18 protein-coding genes and 2 pseudogenes are annotated in these 18,427 nt (G+C 36.6%); 2 read left to right on the top strand and 18 right to left on the bottom strand.

Features of this window, described 5'->3' with window-relative positions:
- The first annotated feature begins 218 nt into the window (after window positions 1–218).
- Entirely contained in the window at window positions 219–512 is a 294-nt protein-coding gene (locus tag C0T34_RS05205; protein ID WP_098942106.1) for a helix-turn-helix transcriptional regulator, read from the top strand.
- A 144-nt stretch (window positions 513–656) separates the two neighbouring features.
- On the opposite strand, the gene C0T34_RS05200 is transcribed toward C0T34_RS05205, so the two are convergent.
- The 18 genes and pseudogenes from C0T34_RS05200 to C0T34_RS05120 all read right to left on the bottom strand — a co-directional run bounded on the left by C0T34_RS05200 (window position 657) and on the right by C0T34_RS05120 (window position 17,066).
- Window positions 657–1,394, bottom strand: a complete 738-nt coding sequence (locus C0T34_RS05200) for an ankyrin repeat domain-containing protein (RefSeq protein ID WP_192940909.1) — start codon at window positions 1,392–1,394, stop codon at window positions 657–659.
- A 413-nt stretch (window positions 1,395–1,807) separates the two neighbouring features.
- Window positions 1,808–2,032 carry a hypothetical protein gene (locus C0T34_RS05195; protein WP_109849789.1) on the bottom strand — a complete coding sequence of 75 codons (225 nt, stop codon included), beginning with the start codon at window positions 2,030–2,032 and terminating at the stop codon, window positions 1,808–1,810.
- 261 nt (window positions 2,033–2,293) lie between these two features.
- Entirely contained in the window at window positions 2,294–2,602 is a 309-nt protein-coding gene (locus tag C0T34_RS18125; RefSeq protein ID WP_162556816.1) for a VasL domain-containing protein, read from the bottom strand.
- 128 nt (window positions 2,603–2,730) lie between these two features.
- The gene (locus tag C0T34_RS05180; RefSeq protein ID WP_109849787.1) at window positions 2,731–3,522 is read right to left on the bottom strand and encodes a type VI secretion system ImpA family N-terminal domain-containing protein; all 792 of its coding nucleotides are present in this window, start codon (window positions 3,520–3,522) and stop codon (window positions 2,731–2,733) included.
- Window positions 3,523–3,600: 78 nt separating this feature from the next.
- On the bottom strand, window positions 3,601–4,029 hold the full coding sequence (tssE, locus tag C0T34_RS05175; protein WP_098942110.1) for a type VI secretion system baseplate subunit TssE: 429 nt from the start codon (window positions 4,027–4,029) through the stop codon (window positions 3,601–3,603).
- 2 nt (window positions 4,030–4,031) lie between these two features.
- Complete coding sequence (gene tssJ, locus C0T34_RS05170) at window positions 4,032–4,589, bottom strand: type VI secretion system lipoprotein TssJ (RefSeq protein ID WP_109849786.1); 558 nt, start codon at window positions 4,587–4,589, stop codon at window positions 4,032–4,034.
- Window positions 4,590–4,600: 11 nt separating this feature from the next.
- Complete coding sequence (gene tssG / locus C0T34_RS05165) at window positions 4,601–5,398, bottom strand: type VI secretion system baseplate subunit TssG (RefSeq protein ID WP_275425775.1); 798 nt, start codon at window positions 5,396–5,398, stop codon at window positions 4,601–4,603.
- A complete protein-coding gene (locus C0T34_RS18400; protein ID WP_252957280.1) occupies window positions 5,314–5,664 on the bottom strand; it encodes a type VI secretion system baseplate subunit TssG in 351 nt (116 codons plus the stop codon). Before C0T34_RS18400 ends, tssG begins: the two co-directional genes overlap by 85 nt.
- A pseudogene (tssF, locus tag C0T34_RS05160) lies at window positions 5,628–7,393 on the bottom strand (type VI secretion system baseplate subunit TssF). The gene C0T34_RS18400 and the pseudogene tssF overlap by 37 nt, the downstream one beginning before the upstream one ends.
- Before the next feature lie 32 nt (window positions 7,394–7,425).
- Window positions 7,426–8,715, bottom strand: a complete 1,290-nt coding sequence (gene tssA, locus C0T34_RS18120) for a type VI secretion system protein TssA (RefSeq protein WP_239450317.1) — start codon at window positions 8,713–8,715, stop codon at window positions 7,426–7,428.
- Between the two features lies 1 nt (window position 8,716).
- Window positions 8,717–9,028, bottom strand: a pseudogene (locus tag C0T34_RS18115) (type VI secretion IcmF C-terminal domain-containing protein); the annotation flags it as partial.
- Between the two features lie 477 nt (window positions 9,029–9,505).
- Window positions 9,506–10,087: a DJ-1/PfpI family protein gene (locus tag C0T34_RS05150; RefSeq protein ID WP_109849784.1), complete on the bottom strand. Its 582-nt coding sequence runs from the start codon at window positions 10,085–10,087 to the stop codon at window positions 9,506–9,508.
- Between the two features lie 5 nt (window positions 10,088–10,092).
- On the bottom strand, window positions 10,093–10,734 hold the full coding sequence (locus C0T34_RS05145) for a bifunctional 4-hydroxy-2-oxoglutarate aldolase/2-dehydro-3-deoxy-phosphogluconate aldolase (RefSeq protein ID WP_098942129.1): 642 nt from the start codon (window positions 10,732–10,734) through the stop codon (window positions 10,093–10,095).
- The gene (locus tag C0T34_RS05140; protein WP_098942130.1) at window positions 10,715–11,686 is read right to left on the bottom strand and encodes a sugar kinase; all 972 of its coding nucleotides are present in this window, start codon (window positions 11,684–11,686) and stop codon (window positions 10,715–10,717) included. The genes C0T34_RS05145 and C0T34_RS05140 overlap by 20 nt, the downstream gene beginning before the upstream one ends.
- The gene (locus C0T34_RS05135; RefSeq protein WP_088494868.1) at window positions 11,683–12,537 is read right to left on the bottom strand and encodes a tagatose bisphosphate family class II aldolase; all 855 of its coding nucleotides are present in this window, start codon (window positions 12,535–12,537) and stop codon (window positions 11,683–11,685) included. Before C0T34_RS05135 ends, C0T34_RS05140 begins: the two co-directional genes overlap by 4 nt.
- A gap of 114 nt (window positions 12,538–12,651) precedes the next feature.
- Window positions 12,652–14,127: a DUF2264 domain-containing protein gene (locus C0T34_RS05130; protein ID WP_109849783.1), complete on the bottom strand. Its 1,476-nt coding sequence runs from the start codon at window positions 14,125–14,127 to the stop codon at window positions 12,652–12,654.
- 54 nt (window positions 14,128–14,181) lie between these two features.
- Entirely contained in the window at window positions 14,182–15,792 is a 1,611-nt protein-coding gene (locus C0T34_RS05125; RefSeq protein WP_098942133.1) for a sulfatase-like hydrolase/transferase, read from the bottom strand.
- A gap of 38 nt (window positions 15,793–15,830) precedes the next feature.
- Window positions 15,831–17,066 (bottom strand): anaerobic sulfatase maturase, encoded by a 1,236-nt coding sequence (locus C0T34_RS05120; protein WP_098942134.1) that lies wholly within the window; start codon window positions 17,064–17,066, stop codon window positions 15,831–15,833.
- 535 nt (window positions 17,067–17,601) lie between these two features.
- Here C0T34_RS05120 and agaR point away from each other — a divergent pair.
- Window positions 17,602–18,381, top strand: a complete 780-nt coding sequence (gene agaR / locus C0T34_RS05115) for a transcriptional repressor AgaR (RefSeq protein ID WP_075673686.1) — start codon at window positions 17,602–17,604, stop codon at window positions 18,379–18,381.
- Window positions 18,382–18,427: the final 46 nt, after the last annotated feature.

Genomic DNA, 18,427 nt, shown 5'->3' with positions numbered 1-18,427 from the left:
TAAATTTGATGTATGTTAAAATAACATATAGAAATGTAAATTATTTTAAATTTTAAATATCGGAATAACCTTATTAACAGAATTAGTAAAAGTAAGTAATGTTACGGTTATCCAACAACTAATGATTAAGTATTTTCAGTTTATGGTTTGATGGTTTATAAACTATAATTCGGTGTTTTATCGATGTAATCATCTAATGAATAAAGGAGAGTAAAGGGATGATTAACACCAAAGTTGGGAATAGAATAAAAATGATAAGAAGACAATTGAAAATAACAGAAAATGAGATGTCTGAACGATTGGGAATAAGTATGCTACATTATTCTCAATTAGAAGATGGGCATTTAAAAATAACAGTAGATCAATTGATTGCTATTTCTTATATACTTGGTGTCACACCTCAAAGTCTTATCTTAGAAGCTAAGAAAACAGATTTTATGGTTTTTGAAGATAAGCAGTCGATAACACAGCCAAGTGAGATAGTTATATTTAGAAAGAAGAAAGTAGTTTAAATGTAGTGTTAGGATATTGTTTATATTGAGTTCTGATAAATATATTGAATCGTTTTTTTAGTTGTTTTAATTAAAATTCTATTTTTCAAAACTCAATGACTAATAGCACAAAAGCCATCTTATTATAGGATGGCTTTTGTGTATTTAATGGCAGGATGTTGTACCTGTTATATGATTTATAGCGCCGTTTCTGATCAACAGTCTCTGCATATCTTTTAGATTATTTTGGCAAGCATAACTTAACGCACTGTGGTTATAAGAAAATAATGATTTATCTTGCGTTGTAGTAACAAGATTAACATCTGCACCTTTAGAAATAAGGTATCTTACGGTATCAAGACGATTATTTCTGGCTGCAATCATAATAAATGTTTCACCATCGTCTTCTACTCTTTGGTTATTGAGTTCGATATCGCTTCTCATTAGGTCGTGAATTTTTTTTACCACATTGACATTATTTCCTAAGATCGCTGATTTAAAAACATTATAAACATCGTCTTTATCCGTAGCCCAAAGGCTTGCACCTTGAGAGATAAGGTATTCTACCATCTCTTCATCACCAATAAACACAGCCCATCCTAGAGCTGTTTGTTCTAAGCTTCCCGTGTCTTTTGCTTCAATATTTTGGCCATTGGCAAGCATCTTTTTGACTTCATTTAAATCACCATGTTTTACAGCATCAAACCATAGTGCATTTCTGCCTGTACTTGGTGAAGTATAGAATATTCTATGTGGTAAACGTGATTTATTAGCCAACTCAATCATATCAGAATAATTTGATTTAAAAGATTGATACTCGGGTGGATTATTTTCATTAATAATCAATGCTTGTGCGCCAAAAGAAACCAATAACAATGAAATAACAAACATTTTTATATTCATTTAAAACACCTTACAATCTAAATAATTAACAAAACTTATTACAATTAGTTTATTAAAAATTAATATTTATTAGTGTTGATAATTGAAACAGAATGTAATTAAGGTGTGTTTTATTAATACGTATTTATAATAAAGATAAATCTTATTAATTGATTTGTTGCTTTAGTGATTAAAGACACGTGTTTTTACTTGTATTTTCTTGAATATAATGAGAGTTATTCCTTTTTAGTCATTGTGTGATAATTAAATTATGTCATATACTGATGGCTTAATACTGTGATTTTATTATTATCTACCTTTTTAATTCTTAATTTAAAAATTATTTTGTAATAACTCGTTACTTTTTAATGGGTATTGCTATAAATATTAAAAATAGCGCAATTATGATGATTTTTTACTTTTCAATGTTTAAATTAATGATAGGCTATTTTGTCTATTTTATAGTCTTTTTCATCTATTATTATTTTTGATTTTAATATTGAATAATTGTTTTTAATTATCAGTTCTTCATTTGAACTGTAATTTGTTTCTGATTGAGTATTTTTAGATGGGCTTATTCTTTCATCTTTAGATTTAAAAATTATTTTAATAAAATCTATAGGAGAAACAAAGATAGCCCCTCCATAAGGTGAACCCATAATACAACCACTTAATAAGCTAACAATGGCAATAATGATTAAGCTTCTTATAAAGTACATATTGTTTTCGCTATTTAAAACGCAATAAAGAATATTGATTTGATGGTTGTTTGAAGTGATTATCTATTTATTGATATTCATAGTCTGAAATTGCATTTTGTGTTGGTTGCTTTTCAAGTAAGCGTAGCTCTTCTTCTAAGGGTTTGGCTTGATTGAGATGTTGACGAGCTTTAAAAATGATCGATTTTAATTCAGGGCCTGTTATGTAATTTTTAGGGTTACCATCAAAGCTATGTGACTGCTCCCCGCCCATATTGGGCGATGGTTTACGGCAGATTTTGCTAATCTTTGACTTAATCCATCAAGTTCAGCCATACCTTTAGACCATTGATTGAGTTGTTCATCCGTGGTGGCATTTATTTTTAGATTATTTTTCCAAAGCTGCGTAAATGATAAAAGCTCTGGATTATCGTCATACTGCGCATTCAAATAACTGATGACTTCAAGTCCATAACTCTGTGCCCATGTGGGAGAAAGTAATGCGAGTTCATCTAAACGTTGTTGTATCACGTCAATCTGTTCAGAATTGAGCGTTCTTATTATGTTTCTACCATTTGCGGTTTGTTGTTCAATAAGAGAACCTGCGTGGGCATTAATGGTTGGTATATAAGGAAATGCATCTATTAGATTGTTATTTTTTAATTCAGATAACCAAAAATAAAATAGGATAACAAAAATAAACTACTGGTTAGTGTGCCAATTAAAATCCCTCGCCATAACTCCTGTCGATATGCCTTTTTTATGGGCGGTTGTAATGAGATGGAAGAAGATATATAGGCTTTGGGTGGTGTAATGATTTCATTAATATTCTGGGGTGTAGATAAAATCACATCGATAATTTCAGATGGCTTTTCTTCTTTATTGACTGTGGAGGATAATTTAGGAGCGTTAAAATTATTATCTAATGTATCTGCATTCTTTAATTGCCGCGCTTGAGCAATAACTAAGTTCTCTAAATAATCAAATTGAACAAGATGTTTAATTTCTAATGTTTGAAGGTGATGATTGATATTCTTTAATAATTCTTCAATTTGATAAAGAATAGATAAGTCGGAATAAACAAAAATTGTACCACGAATACCAGAGACTAAATGTTGGCTTAAGGATGAAAGAATATTGATACGAGTATGTGTTTGCACTGGCCATAATATTTGCCAATGTTGAGTCAATATATTATGAATAAGGTGAAGTCCTTCATTTAGGCCATCAAGTCCAGCTTGGTGTTGACGACATATAACAAACCAAGAGGCGGTTTGAAGATCGACACCATTTTGATTAAATAAAGAGATACACAACTCATGGATATACTGCCAATTAATATCTGGGCGAGCTGGATGAAAACGTTTATTAAGTTCTTCTTTAATAGCAAGAAATTGATTAAATATACGAGGATCACCTCCAATTGAAAGTGAATGTAAGTAAGAATTCATAGTTGCCTCAAGTTAATTGAAGGTCTAAATAAAATAATATAAATAAAGAAAATTAAGAATAAATAGAAAGAAATAACATCATGATAAATAAAATTGTTTTTTTAAATGGTGGAGAAATATTTTTCCATCAGGTGAAAACTCAGTACCATAACGTATAAGCCCTCTTTCATGTAATTCAATATCTAAAGAATAACACAATTTTCCAAATTCATTTTCAGGCAATATACCTAGTGTTACTGATTTTATTCTTGGTTCATATTTTAGTAATGTTGTTGATAATATAGACATTACTTTATGCGAACTTCCAGGTAATCCTTGAATTATTTTACTCATATCAGGTAAACCATAATCAGGCAGATGTTTTAATGTTCCTGCTCGTGAATTTAATATTCGACGAATATTATCCATAACAGAAAGAATAACCTGATCTTCTTCTGATATAGAATCAACAGGTAACCCACCTGAAAAATAACCCGTTAGCATTTCATAAAGAGATGGTTGTGGCATCGTTATTTTTTATCCAAAGGTTGTAATGTAAGTGTATTCTCAGCAAGTTTAATTTTACGTGCTTTATCAGGATCGAGTTCGTTTTTAGGAATAACAATTCGCCAGCTATTTTTAGCTTCATCTGGTGTGTGAAACATTGTGGCAATAGCAACAAATTCGGTTTCTTTTTCCATTGGCATATCTAAAGAAATAGATTCACCTGGTCGAATGCGTAAATCTTTTTGTGCTAATAAAGAGGATTTTAAAACATCGTTATTTTGATTAAATAGTGAGAGGTAGTCACTATCATTAAAAGTATCCGCTGATTTTAGTTGGAATACTCGAACAATAACGGAAAGTGATGAGCCATTATCATCGGTATTAAGTGCTTCTCTCGCAGTGAAATCTAAATGCAATATTTTGATTTGTTTATAAAAAATAGACTTAGTTAAAGAGGCAGTACCATCACTGATGGTTTGAGTTAAACCGCAACCTGCGATTGAAAATGTTGCTATAAATAACAGTGCTAATCGGTGGGCGCGAGAAAGAAATGTTTGCGATTTAAAATTGATAATTGCCATATTCATCACTTTTATAATGTTGAGTGCGGGGGGGGAATATATTGGTAAAAGCCAAGTCCAATGGTGATAAAAGACGCTGTTAGTGTTTCAATCTGGTTGTGAGGTCGCATGACAGCGGTTCTACCCAATTGCACGCCTTGGTTTTTAGAGGTACTCAATGTTGCATCCGGTAATAAATTTCTAGGTAATGTTAAACGGAGCCGCGCATTAACCCTTGATCCTAAATAAACGCGAAGTAGTGCCATAAAGTCTTGATAAATACTGCCATCAGGTAACCAGCCTTTTGCTTCTTCTTTATTTTCAGTGTGTAGTTTTATTAATACTTGGCTATTTACATCAATAGCATAGCGGCCTAAAACGGGCTTATTTTCTAATGTTATTGGTTGTAAACATGACATGATTGTGGGGGGAGCTAGTGCAATTCTTCGTGGATCATGAGGCACAATACTGACTTTTGTTGATGGCGCTAATAATTTTACTAACGCGCTAATGCCTTCGGCTGTACGAGTTGGTAAACGTAAGATCCCTAATAGCGCTAAAAAGCGAGATAGGGGGGATTGCACATGATTAGCGCAACCGGGAATACCTAAACCAATTAGGCCATAAAGATATTGCGATGTTTTATCTGATCCTCCTTCCCCAAACGTGGCTGGATAAGAGTATTTGCGCCAGACCCGATAAAACTGGGTCGTAAGGCGATGGTTAAAAATATCTAAAAAATCAGTTAGTGAATCCGTACCATCTCGATATTGTGCAATATCGTCAAGGTAAGATGTTGGAAGTGGTGATGTGATACCATAAAGTCCCAAAAAGGTAGATGTAAGCTTGGTATTGTGCTTTTTCGGTATTTATCTAGAGGATCAGTTCCTTTGATTTCAGTCGCAGGAAAGCCCATACCACGATGTGGACGAAAGCGAATAGGATCGGTTTTTGGATCATGAGAACTTCCTAATTCAGGTAATTCGGGGCTGTTTTTTTCCAGTAATTGACAAAAGCGATAGAAATTCACATAAGGTAATTTTTCGCCTAACGCCTGAATTAACGGGGTAGCTGTGGATTGTGGCTTTCTTTCCATTGAATTCGTTTTCCTGTTGGCAAGATAACCAGTGTTAATTGATTAAAAAGATGAACATCGGCATAAAGTGCAAAAAAGCGATTAAGCATTTCACCAAATAAATGAATATCACTATCACCATTAAAGCCATTGCTATCAATAGTGACTTCGATATCAATACCTCGTTGTAAAAAACCTTTTTCAAAGCGTTCAATTAAATGATGTTCAACATGAATAATGGCATCGAGTTTTCGATGGTTCATATCATCATCTCGCTAATCATAAAGTGCGAGAGTGCCTCGCAGTACTTCGGCATTGTCCATCATGTTAAGAAAGCTTGAACCTAAATGGCTCAGCACTCGCCAGTGGAAACGATCTTCTGAAGGAGGGTAAAGAGGAAGTGTTGGTTTACACAAATTACATACAGTTAATGGGATTTGTAAGGTTTGTTCAGTTCTATCAAGTAAGGTACTTTGTAGTGCTTTGCGCGGTAATTGCCCATTAGTGCCAGTGAGTTGCAATGAAAGGGTTTCTGTCTGAGTTGCTAAATCAATCTCTTGTTTTTCCCCCCCCCTAATATAAGCCAAGTATCATGAAGTCCCGTAACACCACGCTTTATTCGGGTATGATAATAACGTTCAGGCGCATTATGGCGTAACATGCCACCACGATGGCGAAAGCTGGTAAAGGGTACATAAATTGCTTCTTTTATACGTTGAGAGCCATGTACGCTATCAACACTATAGATTTCAGTGTGTCCATCTTGAACACGACGCGGTCGTAATAAATATTCGCTTTCTAATCCATTAACAGTGAGTGGATCAGCTTCTATATTGAAAAGATTAATAACGGGTACGCAATGTAAACGGATATTTTCTTCATTTAATGTAAGAGAGCTATCCCATGATATATTGAGAACAATATCTAATTCAAAATCAGGTGTTTCTTCAGGAAAATGAATATCATCTAATCCATTAAGTGAAACAAACATAAATTTTTCACGGAAAGAAAAATATTCGAGTAATAATTGATAGCCACTAAATGTGGTATCTCCTTTAGGCCAAAGAGTGTCTGTATCCTGAAATCCTCCCGGTGAAAAATAGAGAGGGATTGCTATTCTATCTTTTGATTGAGGGAGTTTTAGATAAGTTTTTGCAACTTGTTTAGTTAATGCCAAATGCAGTGCATTGGTTGTCGGAATATCGCCAGATAAATAAAATGAAAGTTTATGAAGGCTAATTTCAAACCAATTAATCATTTCACTGCATTTAAATTTCAGTCTAATAGTTGAACGACCATCGAGCTCCGTCGTTAAATTTACAGCGACAATTTTTATTGGATTAAGCGTTAAATCTTGAGTTGTTCGATAATGACAAATCGTTCTTTTAGGGCCAATAGGGCGAGAGAGAACCTCAAATTGAGCAGGGATCTTATCTGCTATTTTCATTTTTTGAATATCTGGGGCCAATTCAACAATTGATAGTGAAGGGATTGTTTGTAAATAGTGAGGCCATAATAAGCTGACAAGACCTTCTGTTAATTCAGGCAAATCATCATCAATTTTTTGTCTTAATTGCCCCATTGAAAAAGCAAAGCCTTCAAATAAGCGCTCAACAAAAGGATCGGGAGTACCTGCTTTATCTAAATCGAGCATCACAGCTCTATCGGGGTGTGCTTGTGCAAATTCTTTGGCAGCTTCTCTAAGATAGCGCATTTCTGCATCAAAATAGCGAAGGGTTAAATCATTCATTAATTTAAATCCTTGATTTATATAATAAAATATTAGTGATATAAAATCGCAGAGCGAACGGGATCGATAGCGGTTAGCTCACTGAGTAGCAGCTCCATTTGTTGTTCTATATAGGGCTTATCTGAGGTATTACGTTGGATTTTTGCTCGGTAAAGATGAAGTTGTCGTGCTTTCACTTCAAAAATATAGTTAGGCTCCCATTGTGTTAATGACATCGAAAGTGCTTTTTTATCGAGTTCTCTTAATAAATTTAATGCCAGATCGTGACGAGCAAATTGTTCTGCTACTCGCGCCATAACGAGGTTTAATAGCCATTTTTGCCTTGAAGTGCTGATATCAGGACGGTGTTGTAGCCATTTTAATGCAACCTCTATACCTTCATTATCCGCTTGAGTGATAGCTTCGGTTTCTAATGCCAATATCGGTTCATCTTCAGATTGATGAGAGTAACTATTTGATAACCCTTGCATGGCATCAAAGTTTTCTTCCATAACATGTTGTTTTATCCAACTTAATGTTACTTCGTCGGCAAAGGGCGTGCCGTCTTCCCATGATAATTTTTCTAAATCAGAAAGGCGGGTAAGAAACTGTTTTAAATCATTTTTTATAATATCAGACCATGCATTCCAAGGAGCAGGTGATTTACTGAGTGCTTGATAGAGATACCACTGCACATCTAACCAAAAATGGTTAACACCTTCTGCAAAAAGCTTATCAGCTTGTTCTGCAAGCTCTCCCCAACTTTGTTGTAAATAAAGTCGTTTAAGTTGTGCTCTTGCATCAGTTCTTGGGGGAGAAAGGCGAGTACAACCTTGCTGATCTTGTGGGGGAAGTTGATGAAGCGTATCCCATCTCACTACTTTCATTAGTCTATGCCCAGCCAACCAGCCGCTAGGTTGATTGCGTAAGTAGTTAGCAAGCATTTTAGATTGATCTAATAATTCACGGCCTGATTGTATAATCTCTATTGGTGTGCTTTGTGATAAAGAAGAAGGCGTTGAAGATGAGTTATAAGTGGATTCATTTCTGCTGATATTTTGTGGTACTAATGAGCTTGTGCCACCAGATTGAGCAAGGCGTTTTTCGAGTGCTTGATGTAACCCTGTAAGCTGTGGTCTTTCAGTTTCATTCCATGTTTCAAGCTCCGCTTCAATGGTGGCTAATAAGGCGATAATACGAGAAAACTCATGACGATCGACTTCAGGATAAAGCGATAAGCTATCTAAAACGCGTTGTCCTGATAACCACTCTAAAGCAGACTTTCTACTCGTGGCTCGGCTAGGTAATAGCGTGTCGTGGTAGCGAATAAGCAACCTTGGCATCTTCCAATAAACGAATAATTCCCCAGACACCACGATAATCACCATAAATGCGTGTACCTGTATTGGTAGTGACCCAACTGAGTGATGCACCAGAGGCAACGGTATCAGCCGGCCAAACAAAGCGTTGCCATTGAGGTTGTTGGTTATCATAGATAAGAGACTGTTTATCTATCATTAGATGGGTTTGCATGATGTCTGGTGATGTACCTGGGCGTAACTCAAAGTAAAGACGCGCTTCACCATTCGCAAAAACGACATCACCTAAGTAGCTTAGTTTATCTAAGGCTTTTAAGAACTCAAGGTTAAAGGAAATAGAAATGAAGAGAGTGAATTAAAATAAGCGTAATATTTTACACTTATTATTTTATAGTGATTAATACTTATTTTATTAAGTATGAACAACCAGAATAAAAACTTTTTACTTGTACTATTATATAAAATATATTGATCTCTAATTGTTACTGTTTTATCTTTTTTTATAATAAATAACTATTTTTATAAACATAAATTAAAATTATTCATTTAATTTTTTATTTCTGATTTATAAAATTAAAAATAATTTATCAATCTCCTTATGACAGTATTTTCTACCGTTAAGTGAAACAAAATAAGTGTTAATAATCTTTTTTTGATGAATTAGTATACAGTTTCTTTTATGTATACATAGAGAGAAAGAAGCAGAGAATAATTAATCACTAGATTAGTGTTTTTAGTGTGATAGACAATGGCTTTGATAGGCATAAAAAAGGGGAGTTAATCCCCTTTATATCGTTAATAATAATTAATTTAGCTATTTTAGGTAGTCTAACGGCCAGTGTTTAAAATAAATATGATTAGCTTGCCAGTCTACTTTTTCTGTATTGTCGCTTAATAAATAGCGAGCTACGGTAAAGGCAAATTCAAAACTTACGCCTAATCCTTTTGCACTGATAAATTTACCATCAACAACAACATCTTGATCAAGATAATGACCATCGTCATATTTATCTGCCAATTTATCGCCTGTGCTGTAATTACGACCTTCAAGAAGATGATGTGCTGCTAATACTTTTGCTCCAGAAGAGCATAACGCACAAATATATTTATCTTCGGCAATATGACGTTTAATAAATTGAATAACGTGCTCGTTAGCGCATAAACGATCGGTACCTTTAGGGCCACCCGGCATCATTATTGCGTCATAGCTGTGTGTCATTTTTTCAGTTAATAGAAAATCAGCACTGATTTTAGTTTCAAAATAAGTATTTAATACCAAGGTATCCATGCAAGAAAGCACATCAACATGAATATCAAGACGGCGCATGATATCAATAAAAACAACAGCTTCACCTTCTTCAAATCCATCAGCTAATAAAACGGCAACCTGTTTCATTTTATTTATCCTTTATCTGTTTTTAGTAATGAGTGGATATTCTGAATATGATTAACAATGGTTTCTTTATCTTGCTTATCAATCGTATCAGCTGTGGCAATCCAGCTTCCTCCGCAAGCAACAACTTGTGGAATAGCAAGGTAATCACTCACGTTATTTAAACTAATTCCACCCGTTGGCATAAATTGCATTTGTGAGTAAGGTGCCGCAAGTGCTTTTAGCATTTTTATACCGCCAGAGGCTTCTGCTGGAAAGAATTTAACTAAGGTTAAGCCTCTTTCAAGGGCAACTTCTATTTGGCTTGGATTGTTAATTCCCGGCACAATGTCGATGCCATTATTTAGACAATAATCAACTGTACTTGGGTTATAACCTGGCGAAATGACAAAGCTTGCTCCGGCTTCTTTTGCCATATCAGCTTGTTGTGCCGTTAATACTGTTCCTGCGCATAAAATAAGCTCAGGAAAATGCTCATGCATTAGCTTAATCGTTTTAACTGCCGCAGGTGTACGAAAGGTGATTTCAGCAATAGGTAATTGATTTTGGGTTAGAATTTCACCCAGCCAGATTGCATCTTCAGCGCGATTAATTTGGATCACGGGGATCACTTTCAGTGAGGAAAGTGTATCAACAATTGACTGTGTCATGGCTATCCTTGATTAATGTATAGAATGAATCGGTGACTTTGTGAGGAATGATGGCACCGTGATGTTGAATAACGAGCCCGGCTAATGTATTTCCCCATAAACAGCAAGTTGGTAAGCTGTGATTTTGTAGCCAAGCAGCAATAAAGCCAGCATTAAACGAGTCGCCCGCAGCGGTAGTATCAACAACAGGATCAACCGATTTGGGAGAGATATAGCCCGTATCTATGCCATCGGACCAGAAAGCGCCATGTGCACCGAGTTTGACAATCACGTTTTGATTGCCCCATTGATGAAGGCGTTGTGCAATATCTTGTTCTGTCAAAATGGGTTGTTGCCAAAGCATTTGCTCATCATCACCCGTAACTAAAGCGATATCGCTAAGTCTGTACAATTTTTCAAACCACTCTTGTGCATGAGGTATTGAATCCCATAAGCGAGGTCGATAATTTGAATCCACAATTAAAGTGATCCCACGCTGTTTAAGGTGGATTAATTGCGTGAGTAGAGACTCTTTTCCTTCCGGCGTTAAAATAGCAAGAGAAATTCCGCTGAGATAAATCACACTATTATCAGGAAGAGCATTGAGATGTGCTACAAAGCGACTATCAGTAGCAATATAACGTGCCGCTGCATCATTACGCCAATAGTGGAAGCTACGCTCACCATAAATATCGATTTCAATGGCATATAGGCCGGGAAGTTTTTCGGGAATAGTAATAACAGACTGGCAGTTAACTCCTTCTTCTTCCCATGCTTTTTGCATTAAGGCACTGTAAGTATCAGTGCCTAAACCTGTCATATAGCGAGGATGTAATGTAGGGATAAGTCGCGCTAAGTACAGCGCTGTATTTAGCGTATCACCACCAAAGCGCTGCTGTTGTGGTAAAAAAGGTTGACCACTAAGCTCTATCATACATTCGCCAATAATGGCGACAGCTCTATTTTTTTTCACAGTTTCCCATCACTTTTACAGACACGAATTTTATCTGCAACCACAGCTTTCATTGCGGCTTTACCCGGTACAAGGTAATGACGAGGATCACTTGCATCAGGGTTATCCAAGAAGTACTGCTTGATTGCGTTAGAGAAAGCTATTTTCAGTTCAGTTGCGACGTTAACTTTGCAAATACCCAAGTCAATACAACGGCGCACATCTGCATCAGGAATACCGGATGCACCATGAAGAACTAAAGGGATGTCTGTTTTTTGACGAATAATTTCTAAGCGATCAAAGTCGAGATGAGGTTCATGCTTGTACATCCCATGTGCTGTACCGATTGCAACAGCTAATGAGTCAATTCCTGTTGCTTTGATAAATTGCACCGCTGAATCAGGATCGGTGAATAAGGCATCTTTTGTATCAACGATAAGGTCATCTTCTTGTCCTCCAAGACGGCCTAATTCAGCTTCTACAGTGCAATCCCAATGATGGCAGAAATTGACCACTTCTTTGACGATGCGAATATTTTCTTCGAAATGAAAATGAGAGGCATCGATCATAGCGGATCGCACACCTGAAATGACTTTATGACAGATATCAGGAATATCTTCATGATGATCTAAATGTAGGGCAACAGGGATACGATATTGTTCTGCGGCTTGCTGACAAATAGAGATCAAATAATCACTACCTGCATAAGCAAACGTGCTTGGTGTACCAGCTAAGATAACAGGTGATGCCATCTCAGCAGCCGTTTCCATCACAACTTGAATAGTTTCCAAATTATGAATATTAAAAGCAGGCACAGCATAATTTTCACGCTGTGCTTTATTGAGCATATTACGAGTAGAAACCAGATACATGTTTGCCTCTCATCTTTCGTTTAATTACGAATTATAATAAACGAAAGAAATAGAAAGGTAAAAGATCTAAATCACATTTTTATTGCCTTCGCACTGAAAGCAAATGAAAGGTAACTAGAAAAAATGAGCCATTTTAGAGCTATAACTGGTGATCCCTTTGCGTAATAAGTTGTTTTTCGGTCGTCTTGACTGTCCTATCACGGTTTCGGCGACTTTTTGTGCTAAGGTCTGTTTTTCTAAACGGCGAGTTAACGGTGTTTGTTTTTCCGTATATTCTTCACAAAAAATGACACTCACTTCTTGTGTTGCTTTCACTCCAGTTACTAAAGCTTGGATAGATGGAATTTCGAAACGAAAGTTATCTTTTTCGATAGGCAAAGGAAGTGAAGGCGTTTGCCATAAATTGATACGATCAGCACAATAAAGCGCGATAATCACGGCGCGTAATGACCAAAAACTACTAGCAGGACCACTGTAGTTATCAACCAAACGTGGATCGTGAGTAAATAAGCCTTGAGTAGGGGCGCCATTTTTTAATGCGCCTTGAGAAATGAAATAACGTAAACTACTTTCAAAAGCGCGTTTTGCCTCACCTATCTTCACTGAAGGACAGTGTAAATCGACACCTGCTAATAATGGAGCAGAAACCGCAAGGCGATAGCAGGCACTACGACCAAAAAAAGGAATACCTTTTGGCGTCATAAAATAAAGGTAGTGCTGATTAAAGGTATTAAGTGATTGAGTAATAAATGTCGTATCAAATTGAGGATCAATTTGCGCTAACCAATACAACGAATAGTAAAAACCCCACGCATTGTAGTAATCATAATTACCTTTTGCACCATCACGAAACCATCCATCACCAACATAAAACTCTTTTAATCGTTCATAGCGCCAATGAGCAATCGTGTCTTTTCCTGTGAGTGCTTTAATAACAAATTGGACGGTAAGAGGAAAGAAATGCCAGTTATTATCGACAATCTTGCAGTGATTAACTTGTTCGAACCAAGCAATAATTTGTTGTTGTGTTGTGGGTGATAATGTATCCCACACCCATTCACGGCTTATCCAAAGAGTAAGCGCTAAATCAGATGCTTCACAAATTCGTTGATCGTAATCTTCAAGTTTCCCCCAATATCCTTTATGAAGTGGATCAGTGCCATGAATAAAGCTTTGTTTGATCATTAAAGGTAAGTTGAAAGGTTGCTGATTTAATCCTATCAACGTACTTTTTTTGCTACTAACAGTCCATGCAGCAAGTAGAGGGAGTACCCTGCTAACACCTTCAAGAGCATCAGTTCTTGCCGTTTGTTGCCCCGGACTTCCTGGATAATAAGCATGAGAGTAGCCCCAGACTTGGTAATGATGAAAAGCCTGTGTGACATACTGTGTTAGCATTTCACATAAAGAGAAAAGCGACCGACTTTCATCATTAAAAAAGTCAGTGATCGTTTTATCATAGCGACGATAAGCAGATTTTCTGACTAATCGTCGAATGATATTTTCCTTAAATAAGCGTTGGTAGATTTCTACGTTTGGGTGCTCATAAGGGAGTTTGGGACGTGCTGAAGATGCAATTTTAATAGCCATTTTCGTATCTCAGAAAAAAGACGCATCCTTGCGAAACAAAACGGATGTTGAATATTAAGGTTTTGCAGAATCCACTAATATTTGATAATGATCTTGTCCCCAAAGAACGGGCTTTGGCTTATCCTTGATCCACTGGTAATACGCATTTTTTAGCTCTATCACTTTTTGTGGATTTTGTTTGGCAAGATCAATCGATTCGGACGGATCGTTTTTATCGTTAAAAAGCTGAGGCTGATTTTTCCCGTCATCATAAAAATAGAGCGCCCATTCACCATCACGTACAGCCCAAGCACCTTTAGAGAGTTTTTCTAAATTAGGATTTGTAGGCGGTGTTTTACGTTGATAGGTTATCCATTGGTGATATCCATGCCAAAACTCTTGGTTTTCTTCGCTGTAATGTTTAGTGCCAGGACCTGCCCAATAAAGATAGCTGTGAGGGGATTTTTTTGTTTCTCCTTTCAGTAAAGGCATGATGTTTTTCCCTTCAACATTTAAATTGGCAGGAATAGTAATACCTGCTGTTTGTAGCGCAGTCGGTAAAATATCAAGTGCAGAGATCATCTCATCACTTTTTGTACCAGCAGGAATAGTTCCGGGTTGATAGGCAATAAAAGGCACTCTAACGCCACCATTAAACATTTGCCCTTTAAAGCCTCTATCCATCGCATTCATTGGCATTGGCGATTCATTAACTGCGCCATTATCTGATAAGAAAAAGATCAGCGTGTTTTCTAACTCACCGTTTTCTTTTAACTTTGCAATAATTTGACCAATTCCTTCATCAGCTGCATTTAAGGCTGCGAAGTATTTGTCTGCTTCAACATTACCAGTATCAAATTTCTCCATATATTTAGCGGGTGAAGCTTGTTCTAGCGGAATATGAGGAACACTGTAGGAGAGATTAATAAAGAAAGGTTTATCTTTATGTTCATCAATAAATTTTAATGTTTCATCTGTTAAAAGATGCGTGGTATAGCCCGGAGCTGGGACATTGACACCATTACGCCAAAATGCAGGCGAATTCCATAAAGCTACACCTGATGCGTAATAGCTAAAGTCATAATCAAAACCACGCTCATGAGGCGCATAACCTGCTTCTGGCGTTGAAATCATGTTGTCGTGATAATCACGAGTTTGCTTACTTTCATTAATTTTCGGTTTGCGAATAACTTTTGCATTATGCCATTTACCAATACTGGCGGTGGCATAGCCATTTTCTTGGAAAAGTGAAGGTAATAGTTTGATATCTTGGGGAATACCTAAAATGGCATCGTCATTACTGTAAGTACCAAAACTTGCTGGAGAGCGCCCAGTAAAGATACCCGCTCGGGAAGGGCCACAAACAGGATGGGCAACAAAGGCATTGGTCATTTTAGCGCCATTTGTGGCCATTTCACTGACATTGGGCATAGCAATGCGCGCCGCTTCTACCATTTTATTTATATCGCCTTCATAACGTGGCGGTGTGGATCTTTGCGCTAATGCATCAACATCTAAGGTATCCAGTACAAAATCAAGTTGTCCTGTACCTAAATCATCCATCACTATCAGTAAAATATTCGGCTTTTCAGGTGTACCACCTGCATTGGCTGATATTGGGATGCTTAAACACGACGTGGCAATCAGCCCCGCGAGTAAGCTTTTTTTAACAGAAGGTAAGATCACGGATTGTCTCCAGAATAAACAAGATAAAATAAAAAGAGTTACTTTAAGTAGTTTTTTTTCATCGCAGGAAGTGCATCACTAGCAAGGCCTCCGCGTGAAATAGCTTGTTGCATTAATTGCATTCCTATCGCGGTATGGTGAAATATTTTTTTATAAGAGCGACATAGGTAGTTATGGCGATGTTTTTCGCCTTCAATAGCAATAATGCGATGTTTAGGGCAACCGCCATAACATAAGCTTTGCACTTCACACTGTTTGCAAAGGCTAGTTTGTTTATCATATTTATTTTGACCAAAGCGCTGTTGCTGTTTTGATGTGGCTAAATGAGCAAGGCTATTTTGATGAATATTGCCCAAATTATTGGCGGGATAAACATAGTGATCACAAGAGTAAACATCACCATTGGCTTCAATGATCAATGCCTGACCACAGGTTTTAGATTGAATACAGGTTGATGCGGGATAACCCATCCATGTACCTAATAAACTATCAAATAAGCGGATATATATTTTCCCGATATCGCCTTGCCGTACCCATTCATCAAATACTTCAGCCATAAATTGCCCATAGCCTTCGGCAGGAACAGAAAATGGCGCTAATTGTGCATTAGGGCCCGGCGCATAATGTCCTCCGTGAGTATGAGGAAAGCGTCTATCGACTTCGACAATGGGTATAAATTGAAAGAAAGTGGAACCTAATTCTTTTAAGGCTTGATAAGTTTCTTTTCCTTTATTCCAGTTTTGGTCATTAACGACAGTGAGTGTGTTAAATTCGACGCCATATTCATTGAGTAACTTAATTGCACGTTTTACTCGTTCAAAAGTAGGGCTTCCATTGACCGAAATACGATATTTATCGTGAACAGCTTCAATACCATCAATTGAAACGCCTAATAGAAAGTGATTATCAGCAAAGAATTGTGCCCACTGGCGATTAATAGCGATTGCATTAGTTTGTACACTATTTGTAATCGTTTTGCCGTTAGCAAATTGCTTTTGGTATTTGACTACCTTTTCAAAGAAGGCTAGCCCCGCAAGCGTTGGCTCTCCACCCTGCCAAGAGAAATCAACCTGATCGCCACCGTGTGATTGAATATAATCTTTAATATAACGACGCAGCACACCATCAGGCATGACTATATGACCAGCCTCTTTTTCTTCATCTTGAAAAATATTTTCTTTTTCCAGATAAAAGCAGTATTCACACTTAATATTACAGTGGTAGCTTGTAGGTTTTGCCATCATATGAAAATAAGCAGGTTGATTTAATGCCATTAGTCATTTCCTGAGTTTCTTTTTTATCCTGTTACATTACGTAAAATTTATCAAAACAAAAGAGATTAAAATCACAAATACGAAATATCGAAAGTAATTGAAAGTTATTTTCGAAAGGTTAGAGTGTGTGTTTTCGATTTTAGTACTTTCGGTTTGATACTATTTCAGGATTTATTGACTATTTGAGCTATTTATCTTGATTTGTTTTTCGAAAATAAATGAATGCAGTGAAGTTTTACTCTGTATTTTCTGATATGTAGCTGTATTAAATCTATATTATTGTGTTTTATATAGCGATATATGGTGTAATCATAAGTATATCGTTGCGTTATATCATTTTATTTATTGGAAACTGGTGGCCTCAAGGCTATTATTGAAGCTACACGAAAATAATCGTAAGAAATCGATGATGATTCGAAACTTTGTGAAAGAGATCAAAAGTTTTGTTTTTTTGCATTGTCGGTAAAAATTGGCGTAGTAAACTACATTCGAAACCAATCGAAAGAAAGTCTTTTGGTTTCGTAAGGAGACGAAAGTGAAAGCGGCAGTTGAGAGGCGTATGGAAATCCTCGATATGGTAAACCAACAAGGTAAAGCCAGAGTCGAAGATCTCGCTGAATTATTTAAAGTCTCAAGTGTCACTATCCGCAGCGATCTAAGTTTTCTTGAGAAAAATGGTTATATCGTTCGCTCTCATGGTGCAGCAATTCCTAATACAGGATTTATTGCCGAATTGAGTATCCACGAAAAACGTGGGCAAAACGCGGGCATAAAAACATTAATCGGGAAAGCTGCCGCAACGCTGATAAAGGATGGAGACACCGTCATTCTTGACTCGGGGACAACTACTCGCGAAATCGCGACACATTTAAAGTCGCGCGAAAATGTAGTGGTCATGACTAACGGTCTGGATGTCGCAATGGAGTTAGCAAATACCTCAGGTGTGGAAGTATTAATGACCGGTGGTGTATTGCGAAAAAGTGCGTTGTCTTTTTCAGGCTCACAAGCTGAAAATAGCCTTAGAAATTATCGGTTTGATAAGGTTTTTCTGGGGGTTGACGGATTCGATTTACGCGTTGGTATTACCACACACAATGAACAAGAAGCTAGTCTTAACCGTTTAATGTGTGATATCTCAGAAACGATTATTGCGGTTGCAGATTCTACGAAATTCAGTAAACGCAGCTGTCATATGATCAGAGAATTTGGTGATATCGATATATTAGTGACCGATTCAGGTATCCCTGAAGAATATATTCAGGAACTGAAAGAGCACAAAATCGAAGTGATTATCGTCGACGATAAGGCATCGTAATTTGCTAACTCCATTAGCAACACCGCCGGTGTTGATTATGGAGTTA

The sequence above is a fragment of the Proteus sp. CA142267 genome (genome assembly GCF_003336825.1).
GTDB lineage: Bacteria > Pseudomonadota > Gammaproteobacteria > Enterobacterales > Enterobacteriaceae > Proteus > Proteus terrae.
Note: the sequence above shows the minus strand (reverse complement) of the source record. Positions and strands in the feature narration are given on the sequence as shown.

What these genes read in the sequence shown, in the direction of transcription:
- C0T34_RS05180 (WP_109849787.1), bottom strand. Translation starts at nt 3,522, where the DNA reads ATGAATTCTTACTTACATTCACTTTCAATTGGAGGTGATCCTCGTATA.
- C0T34_RS05135 (WP_088494868.1), bottom strand. Translation starts at nt 12,537, where the DNA reads ATGTATCTGGTTTCTACTCGTAATATGCTCAATAAAGCACAGCGTGAA.
- C0T34_RS05145 (WP_098942129.1), bottom strand. Translation starts at nt 10,734, where the DNA reads ATGACACAGTCAATTGTTGATACACTTTCCTCACTGAAAGTGATCCCC.
- C0T34_RS05150 (WP_109849784.1), bottom strand. Translation starts at nt 10,087, where the DNA reads ATGAAACAGGTTGCCGTTTTATTAGCTGATGGATTTGAAGAAGGTGAA.
- tssJ (WP_109849786.1), bottom strand. Translation starts at nt 4,589, where the DNA reads ATGGCAATTATCAATTTTAAATCGCAAACATTTCTTTCTCGCGCCCAC.
- C0T34_RS05200 (WP_192940909.1), bottom strand. Translation starts at nt 1,394, where the DNA reads ATGAATATAAAAATGTTTGTTATTTCATTGTTATTGGTTTCTTTTGGC.
- C0T34_RS18400 (WP_252957280.1), bottom strand. Translation starts at nt 5,664, where the DNA reads ATGGAAAGAAAGCCACAATCCACAGCTACCCCGTTAATTCAGGCGTTA.
- tssA (WP_239450317.1), bottom strand. Translation starts at nt 8,715, where the DNA reads ATGCCAAGGTTGCTTATTCGCTACCACGACACGCTATTACCTAGCCGA.
- C0T34_RS05120 (WP_098942134.1), bottom strand. Translation starts at nt 17,066, where the DNA reads ATGGCATTAAATCAACCTGCTTATTTTCATATGATGGCAAAACCTACA.
- C0T34_RS05195 (WP_109849789.1), bottom strand. Translation starts at nt 2,032, where the DNA reads ATGGGTTCACCTTATGGAGGGGCTATCTTTGTTTCTCCTATAGATTTT.
- C0T34_RS05205 (WP_098942106.1), top strand. Translation starts at nt 219, where the DNA reads ATGATTAACACCAAAGTTGGGAATAGAATAAAAATGATAAGAAGACAA.
- C0T34_RS05130 (WP_109849783.1), bottom strand. Translation starts at nt 14,127, where the DNA reads ATGGCTATTAAAATTGCATCTTCAGCACGTCCCAAACTCCCTTATGAG.
- tssE (WP_098942110.1), bottom strand. Translation starts at nt 4,029, where the DNA reads ATGCCACAACCATCTCTTTATGAAATGCTAACGGGTTATTTTTCAGGT.